The 13,325-nt window shown below is 62.8% G+C and carries 1 protein-coding gene; it reads right to left on the bottom strand.

Features of this window, described 5'->3' with window-relative positions:
* Positions 1–11: 11 nt before the first annotated feature.
* Positions 12–12,995, bottom strand: a complete 12,984-nt coding sequence (locus AC1ROI_RS20570; RefSeq protein ID WP_102593929.1) for a non-ribosomal peptide synthetase — start codon at positions 12,993–12,995, stop codon at positions 12–14.
* Positions 12,996–13,325 lie beyond the last annotated feature (330 nt).

Below are 13,325 nucleotides of genomic sequence, written 5' to 3'. Positions count from 1 at the left end.
ACGCTAAAGAATCAAAACCCCTCCAACTCCGCCATCAAGTCATTGAGGCGATCCACCTTCTCCTCGGTGATGTCACTCGCCGCCAACCCGTCGATGTACTCGGCCAACTCCGCCACCGTGCTGCACTCGAACATCGCCCGCAACGGCACATCCCGTTGCAAGGCTTTCTGCACCCGCGAAGCAATCTGCGTCGCCAGCAACGAATGCCCGCCCAGCTCGAAGAAGTTGTCCTGCGCGCCGACCTTCTCGACCTTCAGCACCTCGGCCCAGATATTCGCCAGTGTCTGCTCCAGCTCGGTGCGCGGCGCCTGGTAATCCTGGCTCTGCAACTGGCCGATCTCCAGCGCCGGCAGCGCCTTGCGGTCGAGTTTGCCGTTGGCATTGAGCGGCATCCGCTCCAGCCACAACCAGTGCAGCGGCACCATGTACTCCGGGAGTTCGGTACGCAGGCGTTGCTTGATGCGTTCGAGTCGTTCCGTTGGCTTGATCAAAGCATCCGCCGCGACCAAATAGCCGACCAGATGCTTGCCGTTCACGCCTTCCTGCACACCGACCGCCGCTTCGCGCACTTCCGGTTGCTCATGCAGGCGTGCTTCGATTTCACCCAGTTCGATGCGGTAACCGCGAATCTTCACTTGATGGTCGATACGCCCAACGTATTCCAGCACGCCGTCACTGCGACGTCGGGCCAAGTCGCCGGTGCGATACAGACGATCCCCCGGCGCGCCAAACGGGTTCGGTACAAATACCAGGGCGGTGCGCAACGGGTCGCTGACGTAACCACGCCCGACCCCGGTGCCGGCGACGCACAACTCGCCCACCGCACCCAACGGCACCAGGTCCAGCGCGCCATCGAGCAGGTACAAACGGTTGTTGTCGGTCGGCGTACCGATGGGCAGGTAACTGCCTCGGGTCGAGGCCATGTCAACGCGGAAGAACGCCACGTCGTCCGAGCATTCCGCCGGGCCATAGGCATTCACTAGCCCGATCTCCGGGTAGCGCAGCAGCCATTGATGCGCCAGTTCCGGCGGCATCGCTTCACCGGTCGGCAGCATCCAGCGCAGGCCGTCGAGGCTCATGCGTTCCTGGGCGAGCATGCCCTGAATCAGCGACGGCACGCTTTCCAGTACCGTAATGCCCTGGGCCGATACGTGCGCCAGCAACCCTTGCGGGTCATGGGCGATGGTGTTCGGCACAATGTCCACCCGCGCCCCGAACAGCGGTGCGGCGAGGAGCTGCCAGACCGAAATGTCGAAGCTTTGCGAAGCGGTCTGGGCGATCACATCAACATCGCTGAGATTCAGGTACGGCACCTTGCTCAACTGGTTGTTGAGCATGCCGCGCTGTTCGACCATCACGCCTTTGGGCAAACCGGTGGAGCCGGAGGTGTAGATCACATAGGCGAGGTTGTCCGGGCCGCTGTAAACACCCGGATTCGCCACCGATACATCGCTCGCCTGCACCTCTTCCCAGACCAGTAATTTCGGCCGGTTGGCGCAACTGAACGCCTCCAGCAGCGCGACCGCCTGTTCACGACAGGTTTGCGTGCAGACCAGCAATGGCGTGCGGCTCAGGTCGATGATCCGGCTCAGACGCTGACTCGGCAGCCCCGGGTCCAGCGGCAGATAACCCGCGCCCGCCTTGAAGCTGCCGATGATCATGCCGAGCAGATCGAGGTTACGTTCAGCCAGCAATGCCACCGGTTGATCCAGCCCGACCCCGGCCGCGATCAACGCATGACCGAGGCGGTTGCTGCGCCGGTTCAGTTCGACATAACTGTGTTGCTGATCCAGGCAACTGGCGGCAATCCGCTGCGGATGCCGAGCGACCTGCGCTTCGAACAACGCGGCATAGCTTTGTTCCAGCGGGTAATCGTGCTCGCTCTGGTTGCAGCCGTGGATCAGGAAATCCTGTTCCTCGTCGCCCAGCAACGGCAGATCGGCCATGTCGCCATGGAAGCCTTCGACCAGCGCCAGCAACAATCGCTTGAACTCGCCGAGCATGCGCTCGACGGTCGATTCGTCGAAATAACGCTGGTCGTAAGACAGGTGCAGCCCCAGGTCATCCCCCGGATAGCAGACCGCCGTTAACGGGAAGTTGGTGTGGGTACGGCCCGAGTCCGACGTGGCATTGAGGCTCTGTGCGCGGTCCAGCACCGAGACTTCCACCGGGGCGTTTTCGAACACGAACAGGCTGTCGAACAGCGGTTGGCCCTTGGGCAGTTCGCTGTTTTCCTGAATGCTCACCAGCGGCAGGTATTCGTACTCACGCAGTTGCATGTTGCTGTCGAGCAAACCACTCAACCACTGGCGCACACTGCAACGCTGATCGTCCTCGGGCATTTTCACCCGCAGCGCAATGCTGTTGATGAACAGCCCGACGGTGCGCTGCATCTGCGGCATGTCCACCGGACGCCCGGCCACCGTGACGCCGAACAGCACGTCACGATCACCGCTCAAACGTCGTAGCACCAAGGCCCACGCCGCTTGCGCAAAGGTGTTGATGGTCAGTTGATGCGCCTGCGCCAATTCGCGTAGTTGCGCACCGTCGCGAGCATCAAGCCTTGTGTAGCGGTCACCGACGATCATGCCGCCGCTTTCACCGGCATGCTCACGCAGGAACGGCCGGTCGCTCGGGATCGGCGTGGTCCGTTCGAAACCTTGCAGATTGGTTTTCCACCACTGCCGCGCCTCGGCCAGGCTCTGGCGTTGCAGCCAGCCAATGTAGTCGCGATAACGCGGGGGGACGGTCAGTTGCGCTTCCCGGCCTTCGCCGAGGGCGGTGTAGATTTCGAAGAAATCGTTCATCAGCAGCGAGCGGCACCAGGCATCAATCAGGATGTGGTGGTTGCTCATAATGAACCAGTAACGCGCCGCGCCGACCTTGATCAAGCGCAGGTGGAAAGGTGCCTGATTGAGCAGATCGAACCCGGCTTCACGCTCGCTTTTGAGCAGCGCTTGCAGTTTCGGCTCTTGCTCGGCTTCGGCAATTTGCGTCCAGTCGAGGATCTCGATCGGCGTGCTGCCGGGTTTGTGGATCACTTGCAGCATGTCTTCGCCAACGTTCCAGCAGAACGATGCGCGCAGTGCTTCGTGGCGGGCAATCACCGCTTGCCAGGCCTGGGCGAAACGTTGCGGGTCGAGTTCGCTGTTGATGCGGTAGCGATCCTGCATGTAGTAGAGGCCGGTGCCCGGTTCCAGCAAGGTGTGCAGCAGCATGCCTTCCTGCATCGGGGTCAGCGGGTAGACGTCTTCGATGACGGCGGCCGGGATTGGCAACGCGTCGATTTGCGGCTGGGTCAGTTTCGCCAACGGGAAGTCCGACGGCGTCAGGCCTCCCGCATCGTCGCGCAGGCAATGTTCGATCAGGCTTTGCAGTTCGCCAAGATAAGCGTTGGCCAGGTCGGTGATGGCTTGCGGATCGTGGCGTTCGGCGCTGAAGGTCCAGCGCAGCACCAGTTCACCGCCATACACCTGACTGTCGACGCTCAGTTCATTGGGCAGCGGCGCGTGCGGATCGTGGGCCGCGCCGACGGGCTCGTCCAGCGGACGGAACAAGGCGTCCGCGCCGAAGCTCTGGTCGAACTGACCGAGGTAGTTGAAGGTGATCGGCGCCACCGGCAACGCGGCCAGGGTCTGACGACTCAGATCATCGGCCAGATAACGCAGCACGCCATAACCCAGGCCTTTGTGCGGCACGGCACGCAGTTGTTCCTTGATCGCCTTGATCGAGGCGCCCTGCCCGTTCGCCGGCATAAGGCGTAACGGATAAGCGCTGGTGAACCAGCCGACGGTGCGGGTCAGGTCGATCTCGTCGAACAGGGTTTCGCGGCCGTGGCCTTCAAGCTGAATCAGCGCCGACTCCTCTCCGCTCCAATTGCACAGCACCCGAGCCAACGCGGTCAGCAGCAGGTCGTTGACCTGCGTGCGATAGGCACTCGGCGCCTGTTGCAGCAACTGTCGAGTACGTTCGGCATCGAGGCGCACGCTGACGGTTTGCGCATGCCGGTTCTGCCGCCCGCCCTCAGGACGATTACAGGGCAATTCGGCGTTCGGCCCGGTCAGTTGCGACTGCCACCAGCTCAGTTCTTCACGCAGGGATTCGCTGCCGGCATAGGCCTGCAAACGGGCGGACCAATCCTTGAAAGCGCTGGTTTTCGCCGGCAGTTTGACCGACTGCCCGGCGTCCAGTTGACGGTAAACGGTTTGCAGATCGTCGAGCAGCACCCGCCACGAAACGCCGTCCACCACCAAGTGGTGAATGGCGATGAACAGCCGTTGTACGCCCTCGGGACCATCGACCAGCAACACGCGCATCAGCGGCCCCTGTTCGAGGTCGAGGCTGCGCTGGGCATCGGCGAACAGCGCGGCGCATTTGTCCATGGACGAAACTCGCACTTGCCACAGCACCGGCACGTTGGAAATCGCCTGATGCTCGGCGCGCCATTGCGTGTCGGTCTGGCTGAAACGCAACCGCAAGGCATCGTGCTGTTCGATTACCGCCAGCAGCGCTTGCTCCAGGCGATGGGGTTCCAGCGCGTCAGTCGGCTCCAGCAGCAATGCCTGGTTCCAGTGCTGACGCTCGGGAATGTCCGTGTCGAAGAACCAGTGCTGAATCGGCGTCAGAGGCGACTCACCGCTGAGCAGGCCTTGCTCGGCGGTGACCTGCTCGGTGCGGGTGGCCACGGCGGCCAGGGTTTGCACGGTCTGGTGCTGGAACAGGTCACGCGGACTGAAATGAATGCCCTGCTGCCGCGCACGGCTGACCACCTGGATTGACAGAATCGAATCGCCGCCCAGTTCGAAGAAGTTGTCGTTAAGGCCCACTTGCTCGATGTTCAGCACCTCGCACCAGATGCCGGTCAAGGTCAGCTCTAGCTCGTTGCTTGGCGCCACGTAGTGTTGACGGTTGAGTTCCGGGTCCGGCGCTGGCAAGGCGCGGCGGTCGAGTTTGCCATTGGTGGTCAGCGGCATGCTGGCCAGCAGGATCAGGTGCGTCGGCACCATGTAATCCGGCAGTTGCGATTTGAGGTGATGCTTCAGCGCTTCACGCAATGCCGCTTGTTGCGTTTCGTCCTGCTCGGTGACCTCGGTCACCAGATAGCCGACCAGCTGTTTGCCGCTCGGCGCGTCGAGGGCCAGGACCACGGCTTCGCGGATCGACTCATGCTCCAGCAGACGGGTTTCGATCTCGCCCAACTCGATGCGAAAACCGCGAATCTTCACTTGATGGTCGATGCGCCCCAGATACTCCACCAGGCCATCGGCACGCTGGCGCACCAGGTCGCCGGTGCGGTACAGACGTCCGCCATCGGCGGCGAATGGATCCGCCACAAACCGTTCGGCGGTCATGCCCGGTCGCTGGTGATAACCCTGCGCCAGACCGGCGCCACCGACGAACAACTCACCGGTCGCGCCTTGCGGTACCAAGGCCAGGTCGGCATCGAGGATGTAGGCGACCCGCGCGCCGATCACGCTGCCGATCGGCACGCTGGCCAAGCCTTCTTCCAGCTGTTCGGGTGCGAGACTGGCCAATGGCATGACCACGGTTTCGGTCGGGCCGTAGGCGTTGAAAAACAGGCTTGGTTTGAACGCCGCACGGATTCGCGTCAGGTGTTCACCGGTCAGGGCTTCGCCGCCGGTGATGCACATGCGCACCGGGAGGATTTCGCCCTGGGTCGCCAGCCACTGCGCCAATTGGCTGCCGTAGCTTGGGGTGAAGCCGAGGATGTTGATGTGGTGGCGACGAATGAGCCCGCAGATGTCTTCCGCGTCCCATTGGCCTTGGGCGCGCAGGACAACGTGCGCACCACTCAACAACGGCACCAGCAAACGCTCGGTCGCAGCGTCGAAGTTGATCGAATAGAAATGCAGTTCGCAATCGTCCGGGCGCATGCCGAAGCGCTCAATGACCGCTTGGCAATGCATGGCGATTTCACCGTGGGACACCACCACACCTTTCGGTTTGCCGGTCGAACCCGAGGTGTAAATCAGGTACGCCTGATGTTGCGGCAGGCTGATAAAGGGCAGTTCGGTGGCCGGGTAATGGGCCAACGCGGCGGCGTCCTCTTCGAGGCACCAACGGCCGACGCTGGCCGGCAATTCGCCGAGCGCGTCGAACATCGCCGCATCGCTGAGCAGCAAACCGATGCCGCTGTCCTCGATCATGTAATGCAGGCGATCGAGCGGGTATTCCGGGTCCAGCGGCACATAAGCGCCGCCGGCCTTGAGGATCGCCAGCAGGCCGATGACCATTTCCAGCGAACGCTCAAGCGCCAGTCCGACGCGAACCTGCGGGCCGACACCGCGTTCGCGAAGCATCCAGGCCAGGCGATTGGCGCGGCTGTCGAGTTCGGCGTAGCTCAGGGTTTCACCTGCAAACGTCAACGCCGGTGCGTCTTTGCGGGCGAGGGCTTGCTCGCTGAACAGGTGATGGATGCATTGATCGAGGCGATGCTCGCCCCGTTCGACGCCAAGGCTGTCCAACAGCTTTTGCTGTTCCGTGGCTTCGAGCAACGGCAACTCGCAGAGTCGCTGTTGCGGATCGCACAGCAGCGCTTCCAGCAGATTGCGCCAGTGCCCGGCCATGCGTGCAATGCGCGGTTCATCGAACAAATCAGTGCTGTAAGTCAGGCAGCAACCCAGTCGTTGATCGAGGTCGGTGACTTCCAGATTGAGGTCGAACTTGGTCGCCCGGGCATCGTTGGCCAGGTACTCGACGGTCATGCCGGCCAGGGTGCGGCTTTGCTGGAATTCCCAGCGTTGCACGTTGCACATCACCTGGAACAGCGGGTTGTACGCGGCACTGCGCGGTGGCTGCAAGGCCTCAACCAAGTGATCGAATGGCAAGTCCTGATGGGACTGGCCTTCGATCACCGTGTGGCGCACCTGCTCGAACAATTCACCGACGGACATCTGCCCGTCGAGCTGGCAACGCAGCACTTGGGTGTTGAGGAACGCCCCGATCAGTCCTTCGCTTTCCGGGCGAATCCGGTTGGCCACCGGCGCGCCGATGCGCAGGTCGTTTTGGCCGCTGTAGCGATAAAGCAGCACGGCCAGTGCGGCTGTCATGGTCATGAACAGGGTCAGGCCGTTTTGCGCGTTGAAGGCGCGCACCCGTGCGGCGAGGTCATCGCTCAGGTCGAAACGGAACAGTTCGCCCTGATGGCTTTGCACCGGCGGACGTGGACGGTCGGCGGGCAATTCCAGCAGCGGATGTTCGCGGCCCAGTTGCGCGGTCCAGTAGTCGAGCTGGCGCTGGCGCTCGCCGGATTCCAGCCACTGGCGCTGCCAGACGCTGTAATCCAGGTACTGCACTGGCAGCGGTGCCAACGGCGATTCGCGGTCATCGACGAACGCTTCGTACAGCGCGCTCAGTTCACGGGCAAAGATGTCCATCGCCCAGCCTTCGGTGACGATGTGGTGCAAAGTCAGCACCAGATAGTGTTCGTGCTCGGCGGTCTTGACCAGACAGGCGCGCAGCAGCGGACCGGTTTCCAGATCGAACGGTTTATGTGCCTCGTCGTCAGCCAGTTGCTGCACCCGTTGCTCACGGCTGTCGGCCTCCAGCGCCGAGAAGTCCTTCCAGTCCATGCGCATGCCGGTTTGCGCATGGACCTGTTGGCGGGCCACGCCGTCGATGCTCGGGAACGTGGTGCGCAGGGTTTCGTGGCGCATGATCAGCGCTTGCAACGCCGCTTCGAAACGCCCGACATCGAGTACACCGCGCAACCGTGCCATGCCGCCGACGTTATAGGCCGGGCTGTCCGGCTCCATTTGCCAGAGAAACCACATGCGTTGCTGGGAATAAGAGAGCGGCACCGGTTGGCGGCGGTCGACGTTCTCGATGGGCGGTTGCTGGTTGGTCTTGCCGCTGGCCTGGATCAGTTGCACCTGTTCGGCAAACGCGCCCAGCTCACTGTTTTCGAACAGTGCCCGCAGCGGCAACTCAACGTCGCAGGCCTGACGGGTGCGGGAAATGATTTGCGTGGCCAGCAACGAATGACCGCCGAGGGCGAAGAAATCGTCACGCAGGCCGATCTGCGCAAGGCACAGCACTTCGCGCCAGATGCCGGCGATTTGCTGCTCAAGCGCTGTGACCGGCTCGACGTGTTCGCGCACTTGCCATTGCGGTTCGGGCAAGGCACGACGGTCGAGTTTGCCGCTCGGGCTCAGGGGCATTTCGTCCAGGCGCATCAGCTGCGCCGGGACCATGTATTCCGGCAGCTCAGCCGCCAGTGCAGCTTTCAGGCGTGCGGTTTGAACATCAACCTGTTCAATGGAATCGGTGGCGGTGTAGTAACCGATCAATTGGCCACCGGCGACCGTTTCGCGCACCAGCACCACGGCTTGGGCGACACCTTCCTGGGCCAGCAAGCGCGCTTCGATTTCTTCGGGCTCGACACGGAAGCCGCGCAGTTTGACCTGCTGATCGAGGCGACCGAGGTATTCGATCACCCCATCCGCCGTCCAGCGCGCACGGTCGCCGGTGCGGTACAGACGCGCGCCCTGCTCGCCCAGTGGATCGACGACAAAACGTTCAGCGGTCAGCCCCGGACGGCCCAGATAGCCACGAGCAAGGCCGATGCCGCTGATGCACAGCTCACCCGGCACCCCGGCCGGCACCGGGTTGAGGTCGCTGTCGAGCACGCGGCACACCACGTTGCCCAACGGGCGGCCAATCGGCGAGCGCTCGCCATCGGCGCGGACGCAGTGCCAATGGGTGACGTTGATTGCGGTTTCGGTCGGCCCGTAGCGGTTGTGCAATTGCACGGCCGGCAGTTGTTCCAGCACGCGGTTGCGCAGCTCGGCGGGTAAGGCTTCGCCACCGGAGAAGACCCGGCGCAGGCTGGTGCATTCGGCGGTCAGCGGCTCGTCGATGAACAACGAAAGCAGTGGCGGCACGAAGTGCAGCGTGGTCACGCCGTATTGCTGAACCAGCTGCGCGATGCGATGCGGATCGCGGTGCTCGCCGGGGCCGGCAATCAGCAAGCGGGCGCCGGTGATCAGCGGCCAGAAGCACTCCCACACCGACACGTCGAAACTGATCGGGGCTTTTTGCATCAGCACGTCGGTGTCGTTCAACCCATAGGTGTTCTGCATCCATTGCAAGCGCTCGGCGAGCGCCGCGTGGGTGTTGCCGACGCCCTTGGGTTGACCGGTGGAACCGGAGGTGTAAATCACGTAGGCGAGGTTGTCGCCGTGAAGGTGCAGGCCCGGCGCCTGGCTTGGCCAGTTCTCCAGATGCAGCGCATCCATGGCGATGAAGCTGACGCCATCGGTGGCCGGCAGGCGTTCGAGCAATTGGGTCTGGGTCAGCAGCAACTCCACGCCGCTGTCGCTGAGCATGTAGGCCAGGCGCTCGGCCGGGTAATCCGGGTCCAGCGGCACATAGGCACCACCAGCCTTGATGATCGCCAGCAGGCCGATCAGCAACTGCGGCGAACGCTCGGCGGCGATGGCCACGCAGACGTCCGGGCCGACGCCTTTGTCGCGCAGGTAATGGGCCAGGCGGTTGGCCTGGATGTGCAAATCGGCGAAATCGAGGCTGCCGCCGTCCCAGATCAGCGCGGTGCGTTCCGGGGTCTGGCGCGCTTGCTCGTTGAGCCGTTCCGGCAACCATTGGCTGGCCGGTGTGCACGGCGCGGCGCTCCAGGACGATTGTTGGTCGTGTTCGCTTGCGCTCAGCAGTGGCAGGTCGCCGATGGCGGTGGACGGTAGCTCGCAAATGGCTCGCAGCAGGTGGCTGAAATGCTCGGCCAGGCGCTCGATGGTCGTCGCGTCGAACAGCTCGCTGGCGTAGTCGAAGGACAGGCTCAAGCGACCCTTCTGGTCTTCTTCGCTGTGCAGTTGCAGGTCGAACTTGGCTTCGCGGCTGTGCCACGGCAGTTCTTCGGCGAGCAATCCCGGCAGGCGGCGCAGCGCGTTCAAGTCCCGTTGCTGGTGGTTGAACATCACCTGGAACAAGCCTTGTTCGCGCGCTTGCGGGAACGCTTCGAGCAGTTGTTCGAACGGCAGATCCTGATGCGCTTGCGCCCCCAGCGCGGCCTGGCGGGTTTGCGCCAGCAGCTCAACGAATGGCAGGCGCGAATCCACGTCGGCACGCAGCACCTGGGTGTTGATGAAGAAGCCGATCAGCCCTTGGGTTTCCAGGCGCGGGCGGTTGGCATTCGGCACGCCGATGCGGATGTCGCGCTGGCCGCTGTAGCGGTGCAACAGGCTCTGGAAGGCGGCGAGCAACAGCATGAACGGCGTCGACTCATGCGCCTGGGCGGTCTGGCGAATGGCATCGCTCAGGGTCGCGGCGAGCTTTATCGAGTGGCGGGCAGCACTGTGAACGTGCTGCGCCGAGCGCGGATGATCGGTGGCCAGGTTCAGCGTTGGATGCTCTTCGCCCAACTGCGTTTTCCAGTAGGCGAGTTGACGCTCGCCCTCCCCTTGCGCCAGCCATTGACGCTGCCAGCTGCCGTAATCGGCGTATTGGGTTGGCAATGCGGGAAGCGTGGCCTTTTGTCTCTGGGAAGCCGCGGCGTAAAGGCGCGAGAACTCGTCGATCAGCACGTTCAGCGACCAGCCATCGGCAATGATGTGATGCATCGTCACCAGCAGTTGATGGTCATCGTCGTCGAGGCGCACCAGCGTCACCCACAGCAGCGGGCCTTTCTCCAGATCGAACTGGGTGCGGGCTTCGTCCTCACGGATGTGCAGCGCGCGGGCTTCGCGCTCCTCGGCGGGCAGTTCGCTGATGTCGATCAATTGCAGGTTGAATTCGCCCGCCACATCGACCTGCTGGAGCGCCACGCCGTCCCGTTCGAAGAAGCGTGTGCGCAAGGATTCATGACGTTCGATCAGCTGCTGGAAACTGGCGCGCAAGGCGTTTTCGTCCAGCTCGCCACGCAGGCGCAAAGCCCCGGGAATGTTGTAGGCGCTGCTGTGCGGATCGAGTTGCCAGGTAATCCAGAGGCGGTTCTGCGCCAGAGACTGTGGCATCGGTTCGTGACGCGACAGCGGAGTAATCACGCCTTGGGCCAGGCCGCCGTCCTGTTGCAGCGGAGCGACAGCGGCAGTGAAGGCGCCGAGGGTTGGCGCTTCGAACAGCAGGCGCAGGTTCAGCTCCAGTCCGAGTGTTTCACGCAGTCGCGCAACCACTTGAGTGGCGGCGATGGAATTGCCGCCGAGCAGGAAGAAGTGATCGTCGGCGTTGACCTGTTTGACCTGCAGTTGCTCGCTCCAGATCTGGCCGATCAAGGCTTGCAGTTCGGAACCCGACGCTGTGCCGGATTCGCCCTGAACGTCCGCCGAAGGGAACAGCGCGTAGCTGTCGAGACTGCCGTCCTTCAGACGATTGCGGCAGGCCGAACGTTGCAGTTTGCCGCTGGAGGTTTTGGGCAATGCGCCCGGATTCAGCAGCATCACCACGCTCGGCGCTTCCTGATACGCCTCGGCCACCGCTTGGCGGATGGCTTTGATCAACGCGTCGGGTGGGAGGATTTTCTGCACGCTGCGGCTGATTTCCGCGGCGATGCCGATGCCTTCCCGGCCATCGACAGTGACCGCGAAAGCCGCGACACGGCCTTTGCGCACCACTTCCACTTCGCGTTCGACGGTCTGTTCGATGTCTTGCGGATACAGGTTGTGACCGCGAACGATCAGCATGTCTTTCAGGCGCCCGGTGATGAACAGTTCACCGTCACGCATGAAACCCAGGTCGCCCGTGCGCAGCCAGGTCCGGTCGTTGTGCTGGACGAAGGTCTTGGCGCTGGCCTCGGGGTTGCGCCAGTAGCCATGGGCGATGCTAGGCCCGGCAGCCCACACTTCGCCGACGGCGTTGTCGGCGAGTTCGTTGAGCGCGACCGGGTCGACAATCAACACCGCGTGATCCGGCTGACTGATGCCGCAACTCATGATCGCGCTGCCCTCGCCAGGCTCTGCGCGGTTTTGGGCCAGGGCTTGATCGTCCACGCGCAGGTTGCCGATGCCCTGACCGCGCGGGGTTCCGGCGACAAACAAGGTGGCTTCGGCCAACCCGTAGGACGCCATGAAACTGTCAGTGGTGAAACCGCACACCGCGAACTTTTCGCCGAAACGATCCAGGGTGTCGAGACGAATCGGTTCGGAGCCGGAATACGCGACGCGCCAGCCGCTCAGGTCGAGGCGTTCCAGCGCCGACTCACTGACGCGCTCGCTGCACAGGCGATAGGCGAAATCCGGGCCGCCGCTGATGGTGCCGCCGTATTCGCTGATCGCTTCCAGCCAGCGCAACGGCCGGCCGAGGAAGTACGCCGGTGACATCAACACACACGGCACGCCGCTGAAAATCGGCTGCAACAGACCGCCGATCAGGCCCATGTCGTGGTACAGCGGCAGCCAGCTGACGATCACGTCATCCGGGTTCAGATCGATACCGAAGCCATGACGGATCAGCAGTTCATTGGCCACCAGGTTGCCGTGGCTGACTTGCACGCCTTTGGGCAACGCGGTGGAACCGGAGGTGTATTGCAAAAAGGCGATGTGGTCACCGGCCAGGTTCGGCGCGACCCAGCTGGCGGCCAAGGCACCGTCGAGGGTGTCGACGCACAGCAGCGGCGGCGCACCTTCAATCTGCTGCAAGGCGTCACGCAGGCCGGCGCTGGTCAGCAGCAGACGCGGCTCAGCATCGTTGATGATCGACAGCAAACGTTCCTGGTGATGACGTTTAGCCGACTCCGGCGGATAAGCCGGCACCGCGATCACTCCGGCGTACAGGCAACCAAAAAACGCCGCGACGTAATCCGGGCCGCTCGGAAACAGCAGCACGGCGCGATCGCCGAATTCAGCCTCGGCCTGCAACGCACCGGCAATGGTCCGCGCCCGCTGATCCAGCTCGCGATAACTGAGGACCACGGCCTGCTCCGGGGTTTCGGCGAGAAAACGCAAGGCCACCCGATCCGGCGTCAGGGCCGCTCGGCGCTGGAGGGCTTGGACCAGATTGCTTGGGAGTTCGAACGCGTCGGTCATAAGGTTTCCTGCCTGAATTCGGCTTGCAAATGGAATCGGTTTTCTTACGTCACGCCCACTAAAGGGCATGCAGGACGCGGTCTTCGCCGACTGCGCAAGGCATTGGGAGTGCGGTTTTGGCCGGGATTTACCCGGCACCTTTCACCAATGAGAACGGATGACGTCTTGAAATAATTAGTCGGCAGGGTCGATCGTCAACGGAACCAACTGCTGCACGCGAGTGCGACAGCGTGTCGCAGTTCTCACTCTGCACCACTGAGGAGCATTAGTTCTCTTTCTCAATTGACAATCATTATCATTCAGCATAATTTGTCGCTCGATGTGTAGGAC

Source organism: Pseudomonas sp. GW823-FHT02C02, assembly GCF_058797635.1.
Note: the sequence above shows the minus strand (reverse complement) of the source record. Positions and strands in the feature narration are given on the sequence as shown.

Bases quoted from the DNA above. Each gene is read 5' to 3' on its own strand.
- AC1ROI_RS20570 (WP_102593929.1), bottom strand. From the start codon at position 12,995: ATGACCGACGCGTTCGAACTCCCAAGCAATCTGGTCCAAGCCCTCCAG.